Consider the following 24,602-nt stretch of genomic DNA (forward strand, 5'->3'; position numbering starts at 1 on the left):
TTGGCGTTGTTATCTCAGCCGGTAGCAGCGCTCGGGGCGGCCCACGTTGCCGTAAACCTGTTCAGCAATGAGCTCTTCGGTTTCCAATAAGTATTCGAGATAGCGACGGGCGGTGGAGCGGCTTACGCCGACAGTGTCACCAACCTGTTGTGCACTCAGGCTGTCTTTAGGCGCTGCAGTAAAGACCTGCTGTATTTTTTGAAGTGTCAGGCCATCTACGCCTTTGGGTAAGCGCTGCGCCTTTCCGTCGCTCTGCCGGCTGAAGAATTGATCCACGACAGTTTGCGTAAGCTCTGACGCACCGGATAACTGCTTATGGCGGTTCTCAAAGTGCTGCAGGGCCTGTTCCAAACGACTTTGCAGAATCGGTTTTACCAGAAAGTCAGACACGCCTAATTTCATTGCCTGCTCCAGTACCTGTACTTCTTTCGCTGCCGTTAGCAGAAACACTTCTGTCTTCTGCAATTCATCGTGATGGCTTTTCATCAGTTCAAGGCCATTACCGTCGGGCAGATAAACATCCAGCAGAAGTAAGTCAGGCTGCATGGCGCCGAGCAAAGCTTCAGCTGCCGCCACGTTATTTGCCATGCCCATCACCATGTAGCGACCGGTTTGAATGAGGTACTGAGCCAGATACTGGGCTACGTGGGGCTGATCTTCAACAATAATACAAGAGTAGGGCATAACTATTTTGACACTTCTGTTCTCGGAATATACACAGAGAAGCGGGCTCCGCCTGATTCCGACTCGCCAATCTCGATACTGCCGTTGCAGCCTTCAAGATGCGTTTTCACTATATACATGCCCACTCCATGACGGGCATCAGATTTTGAGCTGAACGACGGTGCGAAAATACGTTCATATTCAGCAGCGGGAATACCGTCACCGCTGTCTTCAACATCGAAAACGATATTATTGCCCATTTCTTCCAGGCTCACACTGACTTTTGCCGGCCGGTGACTGCTCGCACGCTGGGACGCTTCGATGGCATTATCGATCAGGTTACCGAAGATAGAAACCAGACATTCGAGTAAGTGTTTATCGTTAATCACAGAAAGCTGCGTATCCGGACTGATGTCCAGCGCCACATTGCCTTCCTGTGCTTTGTGATATTTGCCGAACAACAAAGCGGCGAGCACCGGCGTTTGTACCCGGCCGACCAGACTGTGTACCTGCGTCTGCACTTCCTGACTTTCATTACTGATCAGTTCAAGGGCTTTTTCCACATTCCCCATCTGCAGCAAGGCGGCAAGGGTATTCAGTTTGTTCGAGTAATCGTGAGTCTGAACCCGCAGCAGCTCAGCAAACGCTTCCACCCGTGCAAGTTGCTGTGACAAATGTTCCACTTCATCGGCAGGACGCATCGTCAGCATCAGGCCGGCCATCTGACCCTGAACTTGTAAAGGTACGCGGGATAACACCAGCCATTGCTGATTGGCAAACAGTTCGAAACCACGGATGTGTTTGTCGGTGTTTTTCAGCAGAAATTCTGCATGCTGGGGCAGGATGTCGTTTATCGTGCCGCCGTTTTCGTTCTCAGCGAATAACAATACCCTGGCACGTTGGTTCATGCGTTGTATTTTACCGTCCAATGTCATGGCAATGATACCGGTCCGTACGGTGTTAAAGATAGCTTCCTGCTCGGCATACAAGCGGCCAATTTCATCCGGTTGCAGACCAAATAAACGACTACGCACACGGTTACCAATCCAGCGCGCGGCAATCACAGCCAACGCCAGAATCACAAAAATAACGCCCAGGATAAGCCAGGTTTGTTGCTCAATGGCGAGGCTTACTGATTTTTCCAAAAATCCCACAGACACCAATCCGATGACATCGCCACTGGCATTGATAACCGGCGCTTTACCACGGATTGACGGACCCATAGAACCCGTTGAAGAGGAGATGTAATAGTTGCCTTCCAGTGCAGCCTGACTGTCGCCGCCTTGCATTGGCTGGCCGACACGATCTGTTACCGGGTGAAATAAACGGATTTTACTTTCGTTACCAATGACAACATAACTGGCGCCGTAACCGTGTTGCAGCAGAGCGAGTTCCCGCTGAAGCGGTTCAGGAACGGATTCTGCTTCTACAGCATGGATGATATCGGGACGACTGGCGAGGGAACGGGCAATGGCAAGGGCCTGTTGCCCGGTTTTTTCTTCAATGACAGAAGCCAGCAGGTACTGACTGGCAAAGCCTAATACAGCAAGCTGTAGCAGGCTCATTACAACGATGGCGGCAACTAACCAGGATTCCAGTTTGTTACGAATGAAATAACGTTTTGTTGCCACCAGTTATTTTGCCCCTTTTTAGTCCGGCGTTGCCGTTGTATTTGCCCGGCGGTTTTTGACAAAACCTAACAGCGGTACCAGCAACACAACAATTGCCACGATCAGAATCGACAGGGTAAGCGGCCGCTCCCAGATGAAACTGAATGAACCGTCTGAAATCAGCATGGCACGACGGAAGTTACGCTCAATCATGTCGCCCAAAATAAAGCCCAGTAGCAGCGGGGCCATAGGGAATTGTAATATGCGCAGGACAACCGCCACGAAGGCAAACCCGATCATCATAAATAAATCGAATGTGTTAAAGGATACCAGATACACACCAATTAAACTGAAGAACAGAATAAAAATGGTCAGCAGTGATTTGGGCAATACCAGCACTTTGGCCAGATACGGGATCAGTGGCAGGTTCAGGATGAGCAGTACCACGTTACCAAAATACATGGACACAATGACAGACCAGAATACGTCAGGATTTTCCTGCATAAGCAGCGGTCCCGGTTGTAAGCCGTAAGCAATCAGTGCACCCAGCATAATTGCCGTAGTACCTGATCCAGGGATCCCCAGCGTTAACAAAGGGACAAATGAACCTGTACACGCCGCGTTGTTCGCTGCTTCAGGTGCAGCAAGACCACGCTTGGCACCCTGGCCAAACTCTTTCTTGAAGCGGGCAGGGGCCAGATTTCTTTCTGCGGCATAGGCCATAAAGCTGGCGATGGTTGCACCGGCACCGGGCAAAACACCAATTAAAAAGCCAAGGATGGATGAACGGCCTACTGATGGCGCGATTTCTTTTACTTCGTCTTTGCTCAGCTTAAAGCTGCCCAATTGATTACCGCCCATGCTGGTGTCTTTAGCACTGTCTGGTTTGATCACATTCATCAGTGCTTCAGACAAGGCAAAAGTGGCCATAGCAATCAGCAGAAAGCTCAGCCCATCCAGCAAATCGGGCTGGCCGAAAGTAAAGCGCTCAGTACCGGATGACGGGTCGATACCAATGGTGGACAGGGCAAGACCAAATACGGTCATCATCATGGCTTTTAAAAATTCGCCGTTGCTGGAGAACGCTGCAATAGCGGTTAAACCTACCAGCATTAACATTACATAGTCGCCGGAATGGAAACTCAGCGAGACTTCTGCCAGCGTGGGAGCTGCTACCATCAGCATTATCGCGCCAATGGTGCCGCCGGTGAAAGAGGCCCAGGCCGCGATAGCCAGTGCTTTACCGGCCTGTCCCTTCATAGCCAGCGGATAACCGTCGAAGGATGAGGCAACGGTGCCGGCAATGCCCGGTGCATTAATCAAAATGGAGCTGGTTGAGCCACCAAAGATGGCACCGTAATAAACCCCGGCCATCAGGATCATGCCTGAACTCGGGCCGATACTGTAAGTGATGGGGATCATTAATGCGATGGCAGTAATGGGTCCTAAGCCCGGGAGCATACCGATAAAGGTACCGACCAGACAGCCAATCACAACATACATCAAATTGTGCCACTGGAATGCGGCATCCAGGCCTATCATCATTGCATCAAACATGGGTTAACTCCAAAGGCTGCCGGGGGCCAGGTAAATATCAAGAAGTTGGGTCATGAGGAGCCAGAAAAACACCACCATAGGGACTGAGGCGAACAGCACTATGCGGGCGCGTCTTTCTCCCATAACCCAAAAGCCGGAAATCAGAAAAATAAGTGTTGCCACAATGAACCCTAACGGATCGAGCAGCGCGCTGTAGATCACCATCAGCAGCATAACAACCGCGGTCTGACGAACGGTATGTTTAGTGATCCCCAGCGGCTTTTGTTCGCCCTGTGGTTCCTTACTTTTAATCATATGGCTGACGATAGCTAAAAAACTGAACAGAGCGCCTGCCATGGCGTAGAGTTTTGGCATAGTGGATGAATCCACCACTTCATATTGTTCAAACGGTAGCAGAGGAATTTGCCAGGCATAGATACCGTAAAACGTGAAAAAAACGAGAAACAGGGCAGGGCCGGTTAACTGACGTGTCATTGTTGTTGCTCCTGTTGAATAAAGCCAAGTTGAATCATCAGGGTCTTAATTTGTGCTTCCTGGGCTGCCAGGTCTGCGGCAAAATCGTCCGTGGTACGGAACAAATCCATCCAACCGTTCCGGTCACGAACTGCCGCCCACTCAGGGGTTTTCAGCAGCGCGGCGTATTTATCGATATATTCCTGTACTTTTTCATCAGATGTATCAGGCGCTGCAAACAATCCACGCCAGTTTACGAACGTTGCGTCGTAGCCCAGCGATTTTAAAGTGGGAATATCCGGATAGGCGGGCACGGTTTCAGGGGCTGTGATGGCTAAAATACGTGCCTGGCCACCTTCTGCAATTTCCAGTGCTTCGCTTAATCCGGTAGAAAGCATTTGTACTTCACCTGAAAGCAGTCCGGCTTTTGCCTGACCGCCTGCGTCATAAGGGATGTAGCGGATGCGGGCACCGTCTAGGCCGGCAGCATTGACTGCCAGCGAAGCCACCAGATGATCCATACTGCCCCGTGCAGAACCGCCTGCGATGGTCAGTTCACGGACGTTTTTGGACAGGATCGCTAAGGCTTCATTCCAACTTTTGATGGGCGAGTCTTCTCGCACCACAAAGGCGCCGTAGTCAGCAATTATGCTGGCTACGGGTTTCACATCACGGTAGCTGAAGGGTACCTGACCGGTTAACGCACGAATTACAATAGGCGTAGAGTTAACCATCAACATATCGCCGTGTTTGTTACCCGATTCAATCAGATAAGCGATAGCGCGACCGCCACCCCCACCGGACATATTCTGAAACGAGGCGTTATCTGAAATACCTGACTTCATCAACGCTTCCCCGATACCACGACCGGTAGTGTCCCAGCCTCCGCCGGGGCCGCCCGGGATCAGAAAGTGATCCTTGGCGAAGGCACTGGCACTCACCAGCCACAATATTGCTGCACTAATCAAAACAGAACGCATGAATCCCTCCGTTAGAAGTCGTAATGGAAACGCATGGTGATGGCATTGCCGCTGGTTTCATCACCCACAAGCGCTTCTGTGCCGGGGCCTGACACTTTGCTATGCACGCCGTTCAGCATAATTTTTGTATTTTCATCGATGTAGTAAGACACACCCGCCGTGAATGATTTGGCCCGGGTGCCCTGAAATTCGCTGGTGGCATCCATAGACGAAACGCGGGCGGCTATTTCCCACGCGTCTTCAACGCCTTTAGGCTGATTGAAACGTGCGCTGCCTTTGGAATATGACTTACTCTCGCCGGTTAGCATGTAGCTGGCCTGAAAGTAATAGCCGTCATAGTTTTCGTCGTCGGGCAAGGATGCAGGATCGCTGGTGGCGATATTGCGCCGGGCTACTTCACCCTGAACCAGTAAGCTGTTGTACTGGTAGGCGGCTTCAATACCGTACTGACTCAGATGGTCAAGGGGCACGGTGTCGCCGCCTGCGGCATAATTTACCAGTCTCACGTTCGGCTCTCTGACTTCCGCACGGGCAAAAGAAGCTGACAACTGGCTGTTATCCATTTTGCGGTACGAGCCCCATGAGCCCAGGTGGATCAGATTGTTTTCTTTAAATTCGTGAGCCCAGGTGAGGCGTCCGGTGGTTGCCAGTGAAATGGCGGAGTCATCATCGGTACCTTCTGCGCCGAATGCATCGTTTTTATGTACACCCACAGCGTAACGTAAACCTGTTGACGGGAAGTATTGATACGCAGCCACACCCCAACGGAAATAGGGCGACATAGTATTTGCCATGCTCGCACGCTCAATTAAAGCCATATGCTTAGAGCTGGTCAGAGCGTCAAGAGTAATGTCTTCACGGATTTTACCGAACTTAATCGTCGGGCCGTTTTCAAAACCGGTATATTCAAAACGAAGTAACAAAATTTCGATGGTTTCTTCGGCAAATTCCAGAATCATCTTGTATTCCAGATCGCTGCGTTCGCCTTCTACCGACAACCGCGCACGGCGGGGAAAAATAGTAGAACCTGTGTTGCCTTCGTTGTCTGCATTGTAGGCGCCGTCAAAGATGTTAGCGTCTATCTGAAGTCGTCCGCCTAACGTCACCCATTTATCGTCACTTGCGTCTTTCGCTTCCATTGATGCGAGCTGTTGCTCTAACTGAGAAAGCCTGTTTTCAAGAGACTGATTACTGGTTGATTCCGTTTGTGCCGAAGCCTGATAAGTGGCTGCCAGGCACAGCAGACCAATTGTTGTTTTATGCATCACAAAGTACCTCAATGTTTCGTGACGCAAGAATATTGTTAGTCCTTTGTTAAGGCTATGTAATGGATGTTTTTGTGCTTGAAAATATAACTGTCTGTTTTGTTTGTTTTGTCCATGAACTTAATGAACAAAATAGATCAGGTTGCAGGAATAAAAGAAGCTTTACCGGTAACAATTACTGTCTGATAATGTTAAGTTAATGTTATTGTTGCATAAACTTTAACGGTGCCCGTCACCGGTTTCTATGATGAGGACCAGGATGTTATTCACTTTTTTTTGCTGCCAGCGCTTTCGCGGGTGTTTCTCTGTACTGTTTTTAACTATTTCGTCGCTATCCTGCGGGTATGCTGCCGGCCATGACACGCCTGAGGTGACTCTCGCCTCCGGTAAAGTAACCGGACAGTATGCAGACGGAATAAACTTTTACCGCGGTATGCCTTATGCCAAAGCGCCGGTGGGTAACTTGCGCTGGCAGCCGCCTCAGGCACCGGATGCTATTGCATCGCCCTATGCAGCAACGTCTTTCTTTCCTCCCTGCCCGCAGCGGGGCAAAGATAATGGCAGCGAAGACTGTTTGGGAATTAATGTATTCTCCCAGTCAGCGGATGACGGGCAGACTGCGCGGCCAGTGTTAGTGTGGATTCATGGTGGCGGGTATGTAGGTGGATCAGGTGATTTGGATCCCAAAATCGTTTCACACTGGGTAAGTCAGGGACTCGTACTGGTATCGTTTAACTACCGGCTTGGTGCACTGGGTATTTTTGCTCATCCGGCTTTATCTCAACCTGATGGTGTTAACTATAGTGTGATGGATATGGTCGCTGCGCTGTCCTGGGTTCAGGACAATATCGCTGAATTCGGTGGCGATCCCGCCAGGGTGACGATTGCCGGCGGCTCTGCAGGTGGCATGGCCGTGCAGATGCTAATGGTAACACCCAAAGCTGAAGGTTTGTTCTCCGGCGCGATTTCTCAAAGTGGCTACGGCACCTGGCCGTTGCCACGCACTTCAGGTGCACCGGCCCTTCAGGGCAGCCCGGATGCAGAGATCCTGTCCTCTGCCATCGCACAGCGGGCAACGGGAACAGACAAAGTCAGCAGGGAGCAACTTTATCAGACCAGTCCGGAAGCATTCGTCAATGCGATAAACGGCTTTCACCTGCCGGTTGCAGACGGTATCACGTTGCCCGACGAACCGGCGCGATTGTTTGCTCAGGGGAAGCAGCACGCCGTACCTTATATTAGTGGCGGAAACAGTTACGACGGCAATGTTTATCCTTATGCCGGTGTGTCACCTCAGCGCATGCTCACCTTAACGGCATCTGCTGCTGACAGTGTGCAAAAAGCGTATGGACTGGGCGAGCAGGCGCTGACGGCCTTACCTTTTCAACATTTGTTCGGTGATTTACGTTATGTTCTGGCCGGTATGGTGACAACCGGCGCAATGCAAACTGTTAAGCAACCGGGGTACCGTTACTTTTACGATGTTGCGGATGAGACTACGCCGGGGGCAGGTCATGCCTCAGAAACCTTTGCACTTTTTAAACCTGCCGGCGATGATGCCGTTAAAGCGATGCAGGCGTACTGGCGGAATTTCATAAGAACCGGCAACCCGAACGGGCAGGGCTTATCTGAGTGGCAGCCAGTGGATAAGCAGGACAAGAACTGGATGGTTTTTGATAAGACAGCCCATGCTGAAAAAGAGGTCAGAGCCGGAAAGCTTGGCATATTGCGACAGGTTTATCAGACGCGGGTGAATCCTTAACCCCGTTTGTTATTATCAATAACAAGGCATATCTGCCGTTAAACGAAAAAAGGCCCGGAATGACCGGGCCTTATCATTTCAACTGTTCAGCGAAAATATCACTGCTTGCAGGTATCGTTACCTTGTCCCGCCGTCCACTTCATACCGTTCTTTAATAACTTAATGTTGTATTCAGCGTTGTAAACTTCTTTGCGGTGACCGATAGCGCTGTACATTGCGCGGCCTTCGCCGATGCAATGGGTCCAGACCAGCGGATGATCTTCACCCATTTCCAGTTCTTTACCCGGCACATAAGTAGTTTCATCTATGGCCACTACGATGTCGTAGCCTTTGGAGGACACGCTGTCTGAGAACGAATACCACTCATCATTTAATTCCCAGCGGTCAGGGATCCCTTCTGCCACACCGGTGCCGTGACGGGTAACATCCAGCGATGCATCCTGGAACCAGTTGTCATCACCCGGATGGCCGATAAACTGAGCACCAATCAGCACATCACGATACCAGTCCCAGAAATACACCGAGTCGCCGGCTGATGCATGAATGCCCAGGAAGCCGCCGCCGTTATTCATGTAGTCTTCAAACGCTTTACGTTGTGACAAAGTGAGGGTGTCACCGCTGACATTATTCCAGATCACCACATCAAATTCAGACAGGTTTTCCGGTGTAAATGCACTGCCTTTGGCGCTGACAGAAACACCATAGCCCATTTCTTTTGCCAGCTTGCTCAGGTTTTCTGTGGCAGCAGTTACTGATTCGCCGTGGTCATAGCCATTGATTTTCTGATAGATCAGCACCTGAACAGGTTCTCCACCCAGGTCGAATTCCACCGGTTCTGAATCGAACCTTGCACAACGTGCAATCTTATCTTCACGGGTGACCGGCAGTGCTGCCAGTTCTTTACGCATAGCCGCAGCGTTTGCATCGTCTTCAACACCCACACGGGCCAGTAACTGGTCCAGTGTGATCAATGTACTGAAAGAAGGCATTGATTCACTTAAGATCCACGCCGGAATTTTAGCCAGTACGCCGGGATAGTGTTTTTCAACAATGGCTCTGGCTTTCGGGCGCATTACCACATCGTAAGCCGGCATAGAGCTGGAAAAAGGAACATCCCGTAAGGAACAGTCGGTTAAAGCCTCTGCGGCAGACGCGCTGCCTGTCGCTACCAGACTGCCCATTGTGATGCTGCCGGCAATAATGGCTTTAAGCATATTTTTCTTCATCATCAGGAGTCTCCTTACATCGGCCAAACGGTCATCCAGGCTTTGTCCCCTTTCTTATAAGGGATATCTTTGTAGTCGCCCGGTATGTCTACGTGACGGAGCACCTGAGTGCCGCCTGTTTTCGACGTAAAGAAACCAAAGATCATCAGCTGCTTGTAGAGGGTAAAGTAATGGGGCAGGCCATCTTCTTTACCGTCCCAGGGCGAGTCTTCACCGCGGTTAAACGCCAGCGCCTCACTGTCCAGCTTTGAAGCCAGTGCCGTTTTCTGTTTCTGGCTTAAGCCAACGAAAGGCTTACCATATTCTTCCTGACTGCGTGCATCCACATCTTTAAATCCGGCTTCCATCAAAGCCTGTTGTTCCGGTGTGTAGCATTCGCGGATCATGCCGATAAAGAACGCCGGCAAACCCGCATCTTTTGCTCCCGGCGTATCAGTTCTCGGTAATACGGTTTCGCACAGTTCAGTAATCAGCGCGACGGTGTTGTCGTCCAGTCCTGAGTCTTTTACAGAGGTCAGGACCGGTTGCTCCTGCCAGACGGCCATGGCCGGAGAACAGATAAAGCTTGTGCCGGTGGCGGTTGCGATAAGTTTTAGTAAATCACGACGATCCATTACAGATTACCCCGCTTGAGTTCTTCTACTGCAAAATCTGCGGCACGGGCTGTCAGTGCCATGTAAGTAAGTGAAGGATTAACACACGAAGACGATGTCATACAGGCTCCGTCGGTAACAAATACATTAGGCGCATCCCACACCTGGTTGTGCTTGTTGAGGACGGAAGTCTTAGGATCCCGGCCCATGCGGGCAGTGCCCATTTCATGAATACCTTTACCCATGTGGTAAGTGGTTTCCCAGGCGGTGGCGTTTTTAAGACCGATGCTGTCAAACATTTCTACAATGTCTTCTTTCATGGCTTTACGCATTTTCAGTTCGTTGTCACGGATTTTGGCATCCATTTCCAGCACCGGCAGTCCCCATGCATCTTTCACATCATGGTTCAGACTTACTTTGTTGCGGTGGTCCGGCAGAATTTCACCAAAACCAACTGTACTGATGCTCCACGGACCCGGCTCACTGAGACCGTCTTTCAATCCGGCTCCGATACCTAAGTCGTCAGCGCTGCGGCTGAAACCTGAACGGGATGCGTTACCCTGGAAGCCGAAGCCACGGAGGAAGTCACGTTTGTCATCGCCCCAGTTTGCAAAGCGGGGAATGTAGAAGCCTGTTGGCCTGCGGCCATAGACGTATTTGTCGAGATGGCCTTCAATTTCTGCCATACCGCCCAGCATGTAGTGGTGATCCATGACATTGTGACCCAGTTCACCTGAGCTTGAGCCAAGACCGTTATCCCAGACATCACGGGCTGAGTTCATCAATAACCAGGCAGAGTTCAGTGCCGAGGCATTCAGGAAGACAATTTTGCTGTGGAAAACTTCAGTTAGTCCGGTTTCAGAATCAATTATTTCAACTCCGGTAACCCGTTTGGTGTCTTTATCGTAAATCAGCTCTTTTACGATGGAGAGCGGGCGCAGAGTAAGATTGCCGGTTTTAAGTGCTGCAGGCAGGGTTGCAGACTGGGTACTGAAATAGCCGCCGAAAGGACAGCCTGTCCAGCACTTGTCACGGTGCTGACACTTCACACGACCCTGTTCGGGACGTTGCTCGGTAATGTGGGCGGTACGGCCCATAATTAATTGTCGCTTGCCCTTGTACTGTTTTTTAAGACGGGCTTGAACGTCTTTTTCTACAGCATTGAAAGCAAATGCCGGCAGAAATTCACCGTCAGGTAATACATCCAGACCGTCGCGGTTACCGGAAATTCCGGCAAATTTTTCAACATACGAATACCATGGTGCCACATCTTCATAGCGAATAGGCCAGTCAACACCCACACCTTCTTTACCATTGGCTTCGAAGTCTTCAGGGTTTAAACGGTAAGACTGACGACCCCACAACAAAGAACGTCCACCCACCTGATAGGCACGAAACCACTGGAAAGGTTCTTTTTCCACATAGGGGGATGTTTGCGCAGAAGCCCAGGCGCCCATTGTGGGTTCATTAAAAGGATACCCCTTACCACGGGCCATATTGGGTTCAGCGGCCAGTGCTTCCAGGCTGGGACGACCGTGGTGTGGATAGTCCCATAAATTTTTACTCATGTTGGTGTAGTCTTTGATGTGCTCGACGTTCTCGCCGCGCTCAAGCATAAGTACCTTCAGGCCCTTTTCGGTAAGCTCTTTAGCAGCCCAGCCCCCGCTGATACCAGAGCCAACTACGATGGCATCATATGTATTTTTTGACATTTTCGCCCCTGTTCAAGTTGAAAACGATCTGCGCCTGTTTTTGTCCCTACAAGCAGATCACACAGTGAATCCTGACCTTAACCTGATTGATTTTATTTGTAATCAATATGGTTAACAAAAAGTAAATTTAGTAACACTATAATGTATTTATGTCATCGATGTCATTATAAAATTGACGTGTTTTGTAACAGGCGTGCGGGTGTTTTTGTAAGCGCTTTCTTGCTTGCCTGCTATGCATATTAGCAGTAAGGGGTTTTTGAAAAATTAATGTCAGAAGGAAATTGTGAGATTTTGTTTCAATGGCTCACGGTGTCAAAACGCCGTGAGCAGGAAAGTCAACCTGAAACGTTATCCGGAAACAGCTGGGCTTTCAGCAAATGCAGCGGCAAAACGGGAGGCTTCGTTATGTGCCATACACAGGTGATATAAGGTACTGGCAGCCATTTTCGGGTCCACGGGTTGTCCGTTGCTGTCTATAACATACGTGTAATGGGCTTCAAGTTGCGGATGGGAGAAGCCGTCAATCAACTGGTGGATGGCAAATGTGGCACTGGCAATGTCCTGCTCACGGTTTGCATTGTCAGGGAAAGTGCTGTGAACCAGTGCGGCTTTTATCCACTCCGTCATCGGCCAGCTCTTAAAGGTGGACGATACGACTGTTCCTTCAGGTGTAACAGTATCGTGCAACCAGCGGTTACCGTGCGTCAACCCGTAGTCTCTGGCATGGCGGTATAATACCGACTGATAACGTGTGGTATCTGTGCCACTGACAGTCTGAAATTCATGCAGCAGCCATACCCACTCCATCATGTGGCCGGGTTCTACACTCCGGCCGCCGGTGGGGCATGGCTGCCAGTCTGTGGTGAAAAACTCCAGCAACACACCGTGCTGTGCATCGAAAAAATGCTGCTCAAACAGTGCATACACCTGATTGCAGCGTTCAAGCCAGAACGAGTCGTTACTGACCCGGTACAGGTGAATAAAGGCCTCGAACAAATGCATGTGCGGATTTTGACGCCGCGTGGTGTGGGCATATGTCCCTTCAAGCCAGCCACCATGATCACTTTTCAGAACAGTATCCACGTGCAGTGCAAGGTTTTTCGCTTTCAGCAGAGCATGATCATCATTCAGCGCGTCTTTCTGCCAACTGTATGCCAGCAGAAAAAATGCCACATCATACAAATCGGTAGCGGCATTTTTTACTTTATCGGATGCATCAAGGGTCATCGGGTAAAAGCCGGGAAGGGCGTCAGGACAGGCATTGCTGATAAACTTTTCCGTTGCCTGCGCCAGGGCTTTACCTTCAGGCAGGAACCCTTTTTTATAGCCGTAGCACATTGAAAATATTTGTCTGGATTGCACCCGCATACGTTTGTCGGCTTGCCTGTCGGGCTTGCCTTCACCATCAAAACATTCCAGTGCGGCGCCGTTTTCAGCAAAACCCTGTGCAGCCCATTTCGGAAACAATGATGTCGTCAGCCAGAGGTCGAAACGCTGCCAGGCGTCGATAAAATCGCGATGTATCGTTTCCATGAAATTTCCTTGCACTACAGATGAATGGACAACGGACACGCATTGTAATCGTCAGTACATGGGTTTGACAGTGTTTTTGCAGTCTAAAAAGCCAGCTGGCGGACGACCTGGTTGCTGCGTCTGCAGTAAACATTGTGCCGGGAGGTCGCCAGAACATGAACTGATACCCTGTTGCGACCCCTTTCCTTTGACTGATAGAGTGCTTTATCAGCGCGTATCAGAGCTTCTTCAATCCGGTTTTCATCGAGTTGTGTCAGCCCGAATGAAGCGGTAACTTTGATACTCTGTTCTGGTGACGGAACAATGTCTGTTTCTTCAATCACTTTTCGCAAAGCATGGCTTACTGTCAACCCAGCTTCGGGACTCGTGTCAGATAACAATATGGCAAATTCTTCACCGCCGAAACGGCAGGCACTGTCTGTATCTCTGATATTATCCCTAATCGTTGCTGCAATTGTTTTGAGAACCTCGTCACCGGCAGGATGACCGTAGGTGTCATTTACCCCTTTGAAATGGTCGATATCCATGAGGATCAGAACTGCCTTCGTTCCGTAGCGGTTGGTCCGGCCTGCTTCGTATTTTAAAACTTCGTTAAACGCTCTGCGGTTCATCAGACCTGTCAACGAGTCAGTTCTTGCTGAATTCGCTAATTGATTTTCTATCCTCCGTCGAATTTTATCGCTTCGTTCAAACAAAGCAGCACTAATAGTGACAAGGATTATTATCAACCAGCACACAGCAACAGCGTAAGCACCGACTACTCCGGAATATTGGATAGATGCAATTGATTTGACGACAAGATATCCAAGGAAGAAAGCAAAAATACAACCGGTAGCGAATTGAAAGCGGGCTATTTGACCACCAATGTACGGTGACAAGATTGCCCTTACTACTCCGTGGTTTGCAGTACTCCAAAGTGCGGCGCAACTAAGCAGGAGTAAAGTCGCAGTGCTTAATAAGGACATTTCTCCGTGGAAAGGTGCAATTGCGTACGCATAACCAAAAAGAGAAAGTGACGGAAAAGATAATGCTGCGAACGCAGCAGACTGTGAACTCAAATTATAGTTAAATGCTTTCATAGCCACGGCAAACCAAATCAGCAGAAAGGTGATAAAGGTATTTATACCAACATGATTGATTTTTCCTGCATTGTGTTCTGACAGTGCAATCTCGGTAAAAGGAATGATCGTATAAAGGATCTTACTCCCTAGTATCTCGTCTGCGAGCCACGAAAGTGACAGCAATAAACTCACTGCCAGTATCCATTTCATATGCTGTCGTCTTCCGGGCCTGTTTAAAACAATACATAAAGCGATCAAAAAAGCCTGAATAGCGGTGTAGGGGTGGGTTGCTACCTGATCCTCGGCGGGACGATACAAAAAACCAACATTATAGAAGTAACCGGCAAGTGACATAATGCTCATTGCCATAATGAGCACCGACAACTTTTTGCTGAGATCTATTGCAACAAGAACAAGATAGCGGGTTCTCTCTTTTGTGACCGGTGACATGGTTGTTTTCCTTAAAAAGTCAGACTGATTTTGAGGATTAACATTAAATATTTTTATACTTTAGTCTAATGTCCGGATTTTGCTTCCAGATGGCACAAAAATTCTTTTTGCAACCGGGTGGGGTGCCAGTTTTTTCTTAATGTATAGCCAATCTGTCTCGGAGCATCGCTCAGGGGCGTCGGGTTGACCGCCAGCAATCCAGCGGCAACATCAATTTCAACCTGGCGGGCAGGCAGGATGGCGGCGCGGTCGCTGTTGATTAGCAATCCGCGAATTGCCATCAGTGAGCTGCATTCAATCACTTCGTAAGCGTGATCGGGACAAATGGCTTGTAGCACATCACCAAAGGCCTTACGTGCAGGTGTACCTTCTTTTGCCGCAATCCACTTCAGTGATTGCCAGTCTTGTGTCGTGAGGGAGCATTTGGCGGCCAGCGGATGGTGACTGCCGGTCACAATTGACAGGTAATCATCAAACAAAGGGATCTGTTCAATATCGTCAGACAGGGCGGGGAAGCGCAGGGCGCCTACCAGTATATCAATATGTCCGTGCAGCAAGGCATGCAACTGCTCTTCATAAGGACCGTCGACAATGCTTATGTTGGCGCCCGGCGCTTCTTCAAGCAGAGCGAGTACAGCTTTGGGAACAATCTCAGACCGTGCGAGCGGTAAGCTGCCAATACGCACGCTACCCAGCTTTTCACCATTTAATTCTGCGACTTCATCCAGCCCCTGGCTGAGTTCTGAAAAATATAATGAGGCAATACGGGAAAACTGTCTGGCACGCCAGGTGGCCTCAACACCGGTGGGGGAGCGGTTGAACAGGGTTTGCTGGCACAAGGTTTCCAGATCACGGATAGTTCTGTGAAGCGTGGGTTGAGACAAGCCCATTTTTACTGATGCAGCCGTGTAACTTTGCAATTCAACAATATGTACCAGAGCATCAAGTTGCCTTGCAGTGACCCCCCGCAGAAACGACGTTCTGCCATGCTTGTCGGCACTGAGTAAAGTGGTGGCAAAGCTTTCCAGCAAACTGAAGGCACGGCCAAACCGGTTAAGAAAAACATCTCCCTCCGGGGTTACGAACATACCGGAGGAGGAACGGGTAAACAGCGTCCAGCCAATGCTCTTTTCCAGTTTTTTAATGCTTTGAGTAAGGGCAGATTGGGTGAGGTGCACTTGTCGGGCTGCTTCTGACAGATTGCAGTACTTTTTAATTTCAAGTGCACAGTGCAGGTGCCGGATATTCAACATGGCATGGCAAACCAGTAGCGATTTTTTGCCATTATAGAAAAAAGTAATGATGCTGCACAGGTTTCTAAACGGCTTTTTAACATTTACCGGCGCATACTGAGCCACACCAAAAAGTCAGAAGGGTTAAAGGTTATGGCAGTATGCGTTACGAATTGTCCACGTGCATCTGAGGACACGCTGAAAACATATGAAGGCGCGGAAGTGGCTACCGTCCACGAAGCTCAGGGTCGCAAAGGTTTGCTGGCTGATTACATGCGTCCAATTTACCGCCCGGCCAGTATTTCCGGTACGGCTGTAACCTGTCAGGTTGCCCCGGGTGACAACTGGATGATCCACGTTGCTGTTGAGCAGTGTCAGCCCGGAGATGTATTAGTTGTATCGCCCACCAGTCACTGCATTGATGGTTTTTTTGGCGATTTGCTGGCTACCTCGTTAAAAGCCCGTGGCGTGAAAGGGTTAATCATTGACGGCGGTGTGCGTGATACCGCAACGCTGCAGGAAATGGAATTTCCCGTCTGGTCTAAAGCAATTTTTGCCCAGGGCACAGTGAAAGAAACCATCGCCAGCGTAAACGTGCCGGTGGTTTGTGCCGGCGCACTGATTCATCCGGGCGACATTATTGTTGCCGATGACGATGGAGTCGTGGTTGTGCAGCGTAACGAAGCGGATGCAGTGCATGAAAAAGTACAGAAGCGTCTCGATAACGAAGCATCCAAACGGGATCGCCTGGCCGCCGGTGAACTGGGGCTGGATATTTACAATATGCGTGAGCGCCTGGCTGAAAAAGGCCTGAATTATGTGTCTTACGAGGAGTACAGCAAGTGAAGGCCATTCCCTGCCATCTGATGCGCGGCGGAACGTCTAAAGGCTTGTATTTTCTGGCATCTTCATTACCGGAAGATACCGTATTGCGGGACCAGGTTTTGCTGGCTGCAATGGGATCTCCGGATGACAGACAAATCGACGGTGTGGGCGGTGCCCATCCGTTAACCAGCAAGGTTGCAGTAGTCAGTCCTTCTACCAGAGACGATGCCGACGTGGATTATCTTTTCCTGCAGGTTGTGGTGGATAAAGCCGTGGTTAGTGATGGCCAGAATTGCGGAAATATTCTTGCAGGCGTGGGTCCTTTCGCGATTGAACAAGGCTTAATTGACGCACAGGAAGGTACCACCAGTGTGCGTATTCACATGGTTAATACCGGTGGCCTTGCGGTAGCACAGGTCGAAGTTAAAGACGGTGCGCCGGTATATGAAGGTGATGCCCGTATTGACGGCGTGCCGGGCACGGCAGCGCCGGTTCTGATTGATTTCCTCGATGTTGCCGGAGCCAGTTGCGGTGCATTATTTCCCACCGGCAACGCCAAAGATGTGATTGATGGTGTGGAAGTGACCTGTATCGATAACGGCATGCCTGTTGTGCTGTTAAATGCCGCTGACTTTGGCTTAACAGGCGATGAGTCTCCTGCGGAAATTGAAAAAAATACCGGCGTTAAAGAACGCATTGAAAGCATCAGGTTACAAGCGGGCCGGCAAATGAACCTTGGTGATGTAAGCGATAAAACTGTCCCTAAAATGTCGCTTATATCGGCCCCTGTCCGGGGTGGTTTGCTGAATACCCGCACCTTTATTCCACACCGTGTGCATGATGCCATAGGTGTCCTGGGTTCGGTGAGTGTTGCTACAGCCTGCGTGGTGGACGGTTCCATCGCCTACGGCTACCTCAAAGGTTGTAGCGACTACTCCCGTCTTGAAATAGAACATCCAACCGGCAGTTTTACTGTGGCAATGGATGTGGAAGGCAGCGGTTCGCTGTCGACTTTAAAAATTAACCGTTCTGCGCTGTTGCGCACAGCCCGTTTGCTCATGCGGGGAGAAGTGCTGGTCGCAGGCTCAGCTTTCTCTGCGCCCGGGAAACAATAAGTTACAGGATTGATTATGATTATTGATTGTCACGGCCATTACACAACGGCACCGGAACCACTTCAATTATTCCGTGATGCGCAACTGGCGGCGTTTAAGGCGGGTAAAGCGTTACCTGAAGTTCCTCATATCAGTGATGAGCAAATTCAGGAAAGTATTGAGAAAAACCAGCTTCGTTTGCTGATTGAACGCGGTTCAGATATGACCATTTTTTCTCCCCGCGCGTCAGCCATGGCGCACCACCTGGGGGACGAGGCCGTTTCTAAACAGTGGACCAGCGCATGTAACGATTTAATTAAGCGTGTGGTGGATTTATATCCGAAGCAATTTATCGGTGTTTGCCAGCTGCCGCAATCACCCGGCGTGCCGATTAAAAATTCAGTGGACGAACTGGAGCGTTGTGTGAACGAACTGGGTTTTGTCGGGTGTAACCTGAACCCGGATCCTTCAGGCGGACACTGGACATCAAAGCCGCTGACAGATGAAAGCTGGTATCCCTTCTATGAAAAAATGGTAGAACTGGATGTACCGGCAATGATTCACGTGTCCGGCTCCTGTAACGCAAACTTCCACGCTACCGGCGCTCACTATATGAACGCAGACACCACGGCATTCATGCAGTTCCTGCAGGGAAATCTGTTTAAAGAGTTTCCGAATCTGCGCTTTATCATTCCTCATGGTGGCGGCGCAGTGCCTTATCACTGGGGACGCTACCGTGGTCTTGCCGATATGCTTGAGCAGCCCCCGTTACGTGAGCACGTGATGAAAAATGTGTATTTTGATACATGTGTGTATCACCAGCCGGGTATCGATTTACTGTTTGATGTTATCGATCTGGACAACATTCTTTTTGGTTCAGAAATGATTGGTGCTGTGCGCGGCATTGACCCGGAAACCGGTTACTACTTTGATGATACGAAACGTTATGTCGATGCGCTGGATTTAACTGAGGAACAACGAACTCAGGTTTACTCAGGGAACGCCCGTCGTGTTTATCCCCGTCTGGATGCAAAACTGAAATCCATGGGACTGTAATTCAGGCAAAAAAATACCGCCGGGATGAGCTCCGGCGGTCTAAGGGTCCTGCCTTTTGGCTGGAGGAGTAGTACCAGGTTGAAAATTAACAGGCTCAATTCTCAAAAGGTGAACTTATCTTAATGCAAATGAGAATGTTTATCAATAAGGTTTAGCCAAAAAGTCCGGGTAAATCGCAACTGTCTCTTTTTCCCAAATCTCCGGTGCTGGTTTCCAGCCATTTCTCAGCGGTTTTTATGCCTTCCTCCTTCAGTTCCAGAAGGAACGCCCGTGAATTGTCGTACTTACTCATCTGGTCAAGGGCAGACATTAATTCACTGTTTTCTATGATGTGTGTGCGGGTTGCCCGTATGCGTTTCTCAAAATCGCCGGAAACCCAGCCCCACCGTTGAGACGAGGTTTTAATGTCCAGCATTGAGCGCATCTCCCGTAAAAAAGCACAGTGAAATGTGAGTTCACTGATGCGGTCACTGATTTCTTCCGAACGGACGGGCAGTGCTCCCCGTTGTAACGGTTGCAGCAGTACAATCAAAACATCCTGAGCGTCACAACTGTGGATCAACGGAAAGATAGCCGGATTGGCCGCGTAGCCACCGTCCCAGTAGTGTTTATTATTTATCGTTACCGCTTTGTAAACGTTGGGCAAACAGGCGGAAGCCAGAACGTGACTGACGGTCAGCTCCTGTTCATTAAAGAGTTCCAGTTTTCCCGTCGTCACTTCAGTTGCGGCAATGAACAAGCGAAAAGGGGAGTGGTGCTGCAGTGCTTTGAAATCAGTAATTTCATCGAGCACATCCCGCAGCGGGTTGATGTCCATGGTATTGATATCGTATGGGGAAAAGTGTTGAAACATGCTCATCCACCATTTGTTCAATGATTGCTCCAATATTTTCGGCATGGGCATCTGTACACCTTTGTCAGCGATGGCTTCCCAGAATGCATCCAGTTGCGCCGCTGCACCCCGGCGACCGTCTTTACGCCAGCCTTCAGCCAGCATTACTGCGTTCATTGCGCCGGCACTGGTGCCGCTGATGCCGTCAAACTCCAGCCATTCCTCTTCCAACAGCCTGATTAACACCCCCCAGGTGAAAGCACCGTGGGCCCCGCCACCCTGTAAAGCGAGATTAATTTTCAGTGGTTTCATCGCCTGTTCCTTAAGTTATGCTGCTATGCAGCATTTTCAGGATAGCATACGGTTCTGCCCGGGGTTTAGTGCAAAATTGAATAAAAAATAAACATTTCAGGTGGGAGGGGGAAACGGACAGCCTTATCCGGCTGTCCGGTAAACAGGTATTATGAGCTTCTGGCTGACCAGGGACCGGTAATTGCGACGGTTCTGGCCGGTGAATACAAATTAACAAACAGGGTACTGCCGTCCGGTGAGAAGCATGCGCCGGCAAGTTCGGTTTGATCATTTAAGCGGGCAAAAGGATACACACTGCCATCCGGGGTTATACCCCGCAGGTGGTTGTCGACAACGTCTGTGTACTGATCTTCACAAACAATTAGATCACCAAAAGGTGCAACAGTGAGATTGTCGCCAAAGTTGAACAGAGATTTGTCTGTACTTTCCAGGAACAATTGCAGCCGGCCCGGCTTAGCTGCTTCGTGTTCTGTGCCTTCAGACGTAGAAGGCTGATAGCGCATAATTTGTCCCAGTTGCTTTTTGCCGCCATTGGTGCAGCAGAAATAGAGTTCACCGTCTCCCCAGTGGATCCCCTCACCACGGGCGAACAGGGCTGCACCGTCTGCATATCCCCGTTTGCGGAGATCATCTTCCGGACTCTCCGGGTCTGTCAAATCTATCCAGCTGGCGTCGAGCCACTGTTGAAGCGGCATCGCCGGGTTAACCCAGTTGCGGCTGTCGTAACCCGGACTGGCTTTTATTGCCAGCGCCTGAAGTCTGCCACCTTTGATAAGATCGCCGGGCACATCGGGAATAAAGCGGTAGAACAGGCTGTCTCCCCGGTCTTCCGTCATGTAAACAATACCGGTGCGGGGATCCACTGCTGCAGCTTCATGGTTAAAGCGACCCATGGCTTTAAGCGGCTCAGGTGAGACAAGGGTTTGTGCTGTTGAGGGGACTTCAAAAACCCAGCCGTGGTCTTTATTGTTATAAGCCGACGGCTTATCAATACTCTCTTCGCAAGTGAGCCAGCTGCCCCAGGGAGTAATGCCACCGGAACAGTTCCGGATTGTGCCGCATAAACTCACATGCTGGCTCTCTGTTTCACCGGTAATTAAGTTATACACCATGGTAGTCGTGCCACCAGGCAGTGCGTTCCCGTCGGGGGCGGTGTCGTAGGCGTCTGCAGTTTTGTGCGAGGCAACCGATGCAGGCTGTAAGGCCCGGTCTTTTGGCGTAAGCTCATGGTTTCTCACCAGAGCCACACGTTGTTCATCCAGTTTGAAACAGCCCATTCCGTCAGCTTTATCCGGCACATTCAGGCCGTCAGACATGGCCTGGCCCAGCGCTGAAATGACTTTATAAGTAAAGCCTTCCGGTAAATCCAGCAGGGAAGCGGGATCCGGTTTCAGCGGGCCAAACCCGGTCGCTGCACGCAGTCCGCCTGCGGCATGCTGAGTTGCTGCATTCGCGAGCCCGCCGAATGCGCTGCTACCAGCGGAAAGGGCCGCGAGACCAAAGGTGAATTGTCGTCTTGTTATCATTGTTGTGTTCTCATAAAAAAAGGTATTGTTACAATATAACAATACCTTAATTCTTCATGCCAGTCTGTTACGTTAAGATGAAACCGTAACAGGATTAACCGTCAGATCAGCGTCGTGGTGATGCATGCGCTGCGCCACGGAATATAGCATTCAATAGCATGACGTTCAGACCATCCATATATGCGCGGCTTGAAGGGTCCTGGGTAAAGCCTATCACCATGCCTTCGCCGGACGGTTGCACCATCAGAAATGGCTTATAAGCCAGCTGTTCGCGGTTCTCGTCCCATAAATATCCGGATGCGAGCAGCTCATCAGCACCTTTATACCAGGCAACATTTTTACCGGCATCCAGTTTCATGGGCGCAAAAATAGTATTGCCTGTTACCAGCGAAACCACTTCAGGATTGACCCCTGCGGTAAGCCAGTGCTCCTGGTCCACTTCAACCTTCGCAAGGATTCCGGCGACGTAATCCGGTGAACGCTGGTTGTTTTCAATGCGGCGTATAAGTTGCGATTTATCAGTAATATGTGAACCGGCCACATGACCACGGTGGTCTGCCTGTTCATCTGCTACCACCGTTTCATCATTAAAGCTGTATTCCAGATCTGCATCCAGCAGGCCGTTATCCGGTGAGGCTGCAAAAGCGGTTGCCTGTGCAAAGGTAATTAACACACCTCCCTGTTTTACCCAGGTCTTGAGGTTTTCAGCGCCGCGCTGGCCTAAGGCTCCGTCGTACCAGCCTGCGGGCAAAATGATCACCTGATAGTGGTTCAGGTTTCTACTTGCCAGCATATCTGTCCGGATTGCGGTGACCGGATAGTTAAACTGCCGCTCAATAACAAAGCGGGTGCTGCCGGCGCTCAGTGAGCTGGTGGGAGAATCCCAGGCCATAGCAATATTGGGTGCAGACATCACCGGCGTACTGCGGCTGCCAAAGCTGGGACCGTCAGTTACCCAACTGCTGTCAGTACCAGTTACCAGCGCGCCGGTTTGTGCTGCCAGAGCAGCAATCTTTTCACCGGTGCCTTCGCCATTGGCTTTCACTTCAATAATTAATGTACCCGCCGGAAACCGGCGCTTGTCGTCGAGAGTGAAGGCTTCATCAGCACTTTTTAAATGGAGCCCCTGTTGCAGCGCAGCAGTCAGAAAACGGCCTGCTGCGGCATCACCCCAGGGCACCAGCCAGGCAACACTTGCGTCCGGTTTATCCACATTGCCTTTCAGGGGCATATCAGGTGTCACGTAGCTGCCTTTTACAGATAAACCATCATCACAACTGTCGGTTTTAACGTTGAATAACAGTGGCAGAGACCAGGCTGTCACATCATAAATTTCATCGTCCAGCTTGCGGGCCCGGCGCCGTTCCTGCTCTTTGATGAATGATTCCGCCATATCGACCTGGCGGGTAAACGTAGTTTTCACAAAACGGCCACGGGGCTGGGCAGTATCAATGATATAGGCACCTTTGTTATACCGGGTGCCGCATGCTTTAAATGATTCGCCTGCCTGTTTTACTTCGACACCGTGGGTCGCCATTAATGTAGCAAGACGGTGGCTGCCGGCACGGTCGGTGGTAGCCGGAATAATAAAGGTACGCTCGTCATCTTTTTTACCGGCTTCAATAGCATTAACCTGATACTGGTAAAAATCAGTGAGGATTTTTTCACGGTTATCCGCTGCTGCTTCGAGGGTAGAAAGGGAGGCAACAAAGTGCTTTTGCACAGGATCGCGATAGTGATTCACTTTGCCGTCTTTATTTCTGAATGTCATACCACGGGTAGAAGCCACTTCATAGGTGGCAGCAGATGCTCCGTAAAAAGTAGGCCAGCTGTCTCCATAGCCCGGATAAAATGCGTCATAGACTTCGCGGGTAAAATAGTCAAAACCCATGCGGTCAAAATGTTTACCGTTGTTTCTGCCTATTAAATCGTTATTGTCGAGCTGTGCCTGCTGCATATGCGGGTTGACCGGGCTCGCTGCCGGCACGAAAAAGTAAGTGGAGTCACTGCCCATTTCGTGTAAGTCGATGACTACCGTTGGCTTGAAGTGGTTCAGGGCATTCACCCGGCCCAGCGTTTCAGGCTGGGTAATGGCGAGCCAGTCGCGGTTCATGTCGAACAGATAGTGGTTACTTCTGCCCCTGGGCCATGGTTCATTCTGATCGACGCTCAGGCGATCATCGCTGTCCTGTAAGCCGGTGGAGGAATAGTAGTTGTGCGTAAATCTGGTGCGGCCATCGGGGTTCTGCAGCGGGTCAATAAAGACCAGTGTGTTTTTTAGCACCTTCGCCGTTAACGGGTCATTCTGTGCTGCCAGCAAGTGATAAGCCGTCATCATTGCGGCATCGGTACTGCTGATTTCGTTGCCGTGAACACCGTGCTGAAGCCATACCGATGAGGGCAGGGAAGCGATAAGCTTATTAGCTTCATCACGGGAAGTTTTTCGCGGGTCGGCCAGGCGGTTCATATTTGCTGCGAACTGCTCCAGGTCTTTAATATGCTCAGGCGAACCGATAGCGACATAAATAAGCGCACGGCCCTCCCAGCTTTCTGCGTATTTAACCAGATGGACCCGCTCCGGAGCAGCTTCTGCCAGTGCTTTGAAATAGGTCAGCATATCACTGTGGGTCGTGATGCGTTCGCCGGTGTTATACCCGAGCACCGATTTTACCGTGGGGATGGACGGGCTGTACTGTGCGCCAGGCCACATTTCAAAACTTTCTGTTTGCTGGGGCGTGCTTGCAATAACTTTTCCTGCACTGAAACATAAAGAGGCTGTGAGTGCAGAAATGGTGAATAAGTGTCTGAGTGTCATGATTTTCCCGGTCAGATATTTTTATTATGCAAAGTGAATCATAGC

19 protein-coding genes are annotated in these 24,602 nt (G+C 50.2%); 4 read left to right on the plus strand and 15 right to left on the minus strand.

The features are described from left to right. Nucleotides 1-9: 9 nt before the first annotated feature. From ACXAGC_RS16350 to ACXAGC_RS16375, 6 genes are read right to left on the minus strand one after another with little or no spacing between them, the layout of a single operon-like run. Nucleotides 10-684: a response regulator gene (locus tag ACXAGC_RS16350; protein ID WP_119500937.1), complete on the minus strand. Its 675-nt coding sequence runs from the start codon at nucleotides 682-684 to the stop codon at nucleotides 10-12. 2 nt (nucleotides 685-686) lie between these two features. Next, nucleotides 687-2,294, minus strand: a complete 1,608-nt coding sequence (locus tag ACXAGC_RS16355) for a sensor histidine kinase (RefSeq protein ID WP_474845500.1) — start codon at nucleotides 2,292-2,294, stop codon at nucleotides 687-689. Nucleotides 2,295-2,312: 18 nt separating this feature from the next. Beyond that, on the minus strand, nucleotides 2,313-3,830 hold the full coding sequence (locus tag ACXAGC_RS16360; RefSeq protein ID WP_474845502.1) for a tripartite tricarboxylate transporter permease: 1,518 nt from the start codon (nucleotides 3,828-3,830) through the stop codon (nucleotides 2,313-2,315). Between the two features lie 3 nt (nucleotides 3,831-3,833). Further along, nucleotides 3,834-4,304, minus strand: coding sequence for a tripartite tricarboxylate transporter TctB family protein (locus ACXAGC_RS16365; protein WP_474845504.1), 471 nt, complete (start codon nucleotides 4,302-4,304; stop codon nucleotides 3,834-3,836). After that, the gene (locus tag ACXAGC_RS16370) at nucleotides 4,301-5,263 is read right to left on the minus strand and encodes a Bug family tripartite tricarboxylate transporter substrate binding protein (protein ID WP_474845506.1); all 963 of its coding nucleotides are present in this window, start codon (nucleotides 5,261-5,263) and stop codon (nucleotides 4,301-4,303) included. The genes ACXAGC_RS16365 and ACXAGC_RS16370 overlap by 4 nt, the downstream gene beginning before the upstream one ends. A gap of 11 nt (nucleotides 5,264-5,274) precedes the next feature. Then, nucleotides 5,275-6,528: an OprO/OprP family phosphate-selective porin gene (locus ACXAGC_RS16375; protein WP_474845508.1), complete on the minus strand. Its 1,254-nt coding sequence runs from the start codon at nucleotides 6,526-6,528 to the stop codon at nucleotides 5,275-5,277. Nucleotides 6,529-6,787: 259 nt separating this feature from the next. Here ACXAGC_RS16375 and ACXAGC_RS16380 point away from each other — a divergent pair, with 259 nt between their 5' ends. After that, entirely contained in the window at nucleotides 6,788-8,290 is a 1,503-nt protein-coding gene (locus ACXAGC_RS16380; protein ID WP_474845510.1) for a carboxylesterase/lipase family protein, read from the plus strand. Nucleotides 8,291-8,388: 98 nt separating this feature from the next. On the opposite strand, the gene ACXAGC_RS16385 is transcribed toward ACXAGC_RS16380, so the two are convergent. The 6 genes from ACXAGC_RS16385 to ACXAGC_RS16410 form a co-directional block, all read right to left on the minus strand. After that, nucleotides 8,389-9,519: a ThuA domain-containing protein gene (locus ACXAGC_RS16385; protein ID WP_119500943.1), complete on the minus strand. Its 1,131-nt coding sequence runs from the start codon at nucleotides 9,517-9,519 to the stop codon at nucleotides 8,389-8,391. Between the two features lie 11 nt (nucleotides 9,520-9,530). Further along, nucleotides 9,531-10,130, minus strand: a complete 600-nt coding sequence (locus ACXAGC_RS16390; RefSeq protein ID WP_474845512.1) for a gluconate 2-dehydrogenase subunit 3 family protein — start codon at nucleotides 10,128-10,130, stop codon at nucleotides 9,531-9,533. Next, nucleotides 10,130-11,821: a GMC oxidoreductase gene (locus tag ACXAGC_RS16395; protein ID WP_119500945.1), complete on the minus strand. Its 1,692-nt coding sequence runs from the start codon at nucleotides 11,819-11,821 to the stop codon at nucleotides 10,130-10,132. The genes ACXAGC_RS16390 and ACXAGC_RS16395 overlap by 1 nt, the downstream gene beginning before the upstream one ends. A 348-nt stretch (nucleotides 11,822-12,169) precedes the next feature. After that, nucleotides 12,170-13,354, minus strand: coding sequence for an AGE family epimerase/isomerase (locus tag ACXAGC_RS16400; RefSeq protein WP_474845514.1), 1,185 nt, complete (start codon nucleotides 13,352-13,354; stop codon nucleotides 12,170-12,172). An 83-nt stretch (nucleotides 13,355-13,437) separates the two neighbouring features. Continuing rightward, a complete protein-coding gene (locus tag ACXAGC_RS16405; RefSeq protein WP_474845516.1) occupies nucleotides 13,438-14,865 on the minus strand; it encodes a GGDEF domain-containing protein in 1,428 nt (475 codons plus the stop codon). Between the two features lie 65 nt (nucleotides 14,866-14,930). Continuing rightward, nucleotides 14,931-16,118 carry a LysR family transcriptional regulator gene (locus ACXAGC_RS16410; protein WP_474845518.1) on the minus strand — a complete coding sequence of 396 codons (1,188 nt, stop codon included), beginning with the start codon at nucleotides 16,116-16,118 and terminating at the stop codon, nucleotides 14,931-14,933. Nucleotides 16,119-16,250: 132 nt separating this feature from the next. On the opposite strand from ACXAGC_RS16410, the gene ACXAGC_RS16415 reads away from it, so the two are divergent. From ACXAGC_RS16415 to ACXAGC_RS16425, 3 genes are read left to right on the plus strand one after another with little or no spacing between them, the layout of a single operon-like run. Next, nucleotides 16,251-16,943 carry a 4-carboxy-4-hydroxy-2-oxoadipate aldolase/oxaloacetate decarboxylase gene (locus tag ACXAGC_RS16415; RefSeq protein WP_474845520.1) on the plus strand — a complete coding sequence of 231 codons (693 nt, stop codon included), beginning with the start codon at nucleotides 16,251-16,253 and terminating at the stop codon, nucleotides 16,941-16,943. Then, nucleotides 16,940-18,037, plus strand: coding sequence for a 4-oxalomesaconate tautomerase (locus ACXAGC_RS16420; RefSeq protein ID WP_474845522.1), 1,098 nt, complete (start codon nucleotides 16,940-16,942; stop codon nucleotides 18,035-18,037). The genes ACXAGC_RS16415 and ACXAGC_RS16420 overlap by 4 nt, the downstream gene beginning before the upstream one ends. A gap of 15 nt (nucleotides 18,038-18,052) precedes the next feature. Continuing rightward, nucleotides 18,053-19,072, plus strand: a complete 1,020-nt coding sequence (locus ACXAGC_RS16425; RefSeq protein WP_474845524.1) for an amidohydrolase family protein — start codon at nucleotides 18,053-18,055, stop codon at nucleotides 19,070-19,072. 151 nt (nucleotides 19,073-19,223) lie between these two features. Here ACXAGC_RS16425 and ACXAGC_RS16430 read toward each other — a convergent pair whose 3' ends face one another. The 3 genes from ACXAGC_RS16430 to ACXAGC_RS16440 form a co-directional block, all read right to left on the minus strand. After that, nucleotides 19,224-20,216: a patatin-like phospholipase family protein gene (locus ACXAGC_RS16430; protein ID WP_474845526.1), complete on the minus strand. Its 993-nt coding sequence runs from the start codon at nucleotides 20,214-20,216 to the stop codon at nucleotides 19,224-19,226. A 149-nt stretch (nucleotides 20,217-20,365) separates the two neighbouring features. Beyond that, nucleotides 20,366-21,742 carry an alkaline phosphatase PhoX gene (locus ACXAGC_RS16435; RefSeq protein WP_474845528.1) on the minus strand — a complete coding sequence of 459 codons (1,377 nt, stop codon included), beginning with the start codon at nucleotides 21,740-21,742 and terminating at the stop codon, nucleotides 20,366-20,368. A 106-nt stretch (nucleotides 21,743-21,848) separates the two neighbouring features. Beyond that, complete coding sequence (locus tag ACXAGC_RS16440; RefSeq protein ID WP_474845530.1) at nucleotides 21,849-24,557, minus strand: M14 family zinc carboxypeptidase; 2,709 nt, start codon at nucleotides 24,555-24,557, stop codon at nucleotides 21,849-21,851. Nucleotides 24,558-24,602 lie beyond the last annotated feature (45 nt).

Source organism: Alteromonas sp. AWJ4_197 (assembly GCF_056160285.1).

Bases quoted from the DNA above. Each gene is read 5' to 3' on its own strand.
- ACXAGC_RS16400 (WP_474845514.1), bottom strand. From the start codon at position 13,354: ATGGAAACGATACATCGCGATTTTATCGACGCCTGGCAGCGTTTCGAC.
- ACXAGC_RS16440 (WP_474845530.1), bottom strand. From the start codon at position 24,557: ATGACACTCAGACACTTATTCACCATTTCTGCACTCACAGCCTCTTTA.
- ACXAGC_RS16370 (WP_474845506.1), bottom strand. From the start codon at position 5,263: ATGCGTTCTGTTTTGATTAGTGCAGCAATATTGTGGCTGGTGAGTGCC.
- ACXAGC_RS16415 (WP_474845520.1), top strand. From the start codon at position 16,251: ATGGCAGTATGCGTTACGAATTGTCCACGTGCATCTGAGGACACGCTG.
- ACXAGC_RS16410 (WP_474845518.1), bottom strand. From the start codon at position 16,118: ATGTTGAATATCCGGCACCTGCACTGTGCACTTGAAATTAAAAAGTAC.
- ACXAGC_RS16380 (WP_474845510.1), top strand. From the start codon at position 6,788: ATGTTATTCACTTTTTTTTGCTGCCAGCGCTTTCGCGGGTGTTTCTCT.
- ACXAGC_RS16385 (WP_119500943.1), bottom strand. From the start codon at position 9,519: ATGATGAAGAAAAATATGCTTAAAGCCATTATTGCCGGCAGCATCACA.
- ACXAGC_RS16405 (WP_474845516.1), bottom strand. From the start codon at position 14,865: ATGTCACCGGTCACAAAAGAGAGAACCCGCTATCTTGTTCTTGTTGCA.
- ACXAGC_RS16350 (WP_119500937.1), bottom strand. From the start codon at position 684: ATGCCCTACTCTTGTATTATTGTTGAAGATCAGCCCCACGTAGCCCAG.
- ACXAGC_RS16390 (WP_474845512.1), bottom strand. From the start codon at position 10,130: ATGGATCGTCGTGATTTACTAAAACTTATCGCAACCGCCACCGGCACA.
- ACXAGC_RS16375 (WP_474845508.1), bottom strand. From the start codon at position 6,528: ATGCATAAAACAACAATTGGTCTGCTGTGCCTGGCAGCCACTTATCAG.
- ACXAGC_RS16395 (WP_119500945.1), bottom strand. From the start codon at position 11,821: ATGTCAAAAAATACATATGATGCCATCGTAGTTGGCTCTGGTATCAGC.
- ACXAGC_RS16435 (WP_474845528.1), bottom strand. From the start codon at position 21,742: ATGATAACAAGACGACAATTCACCTTTGGTCTCGCGGCCCTTTCCGCT.
- ACXAGC_RS16365 (WP_474845504.1), bottom strand. From the start codon at position 4,304: ATGACACGTCAGTTAACCGGCCCTGCCCTGTTTCTCGTTTTTTTCACG.
- ACXAGC_RS16360 (WP_474845502.1), bottom strand. From the start codon at position 3,830: ATGTTTGATGCAATGATGATAGGCCTGGATGCCGCATTCCAGTGGCAC.
- ACXAGC_RS16425 (WP_474845524.1), top strand. From the start codon at position 18,053: ATGATTATTGATTGTCACGGCCATTACACAACGGCACCGGAACCACTT.
- ACXAGC_RS16430 (WP_474845526.1), bottom strand. From the start codon at position 20,216: ATGAAACCACTGAAAATTAATCTCGCTTTACAGGGTGGCGGGGCCCAC.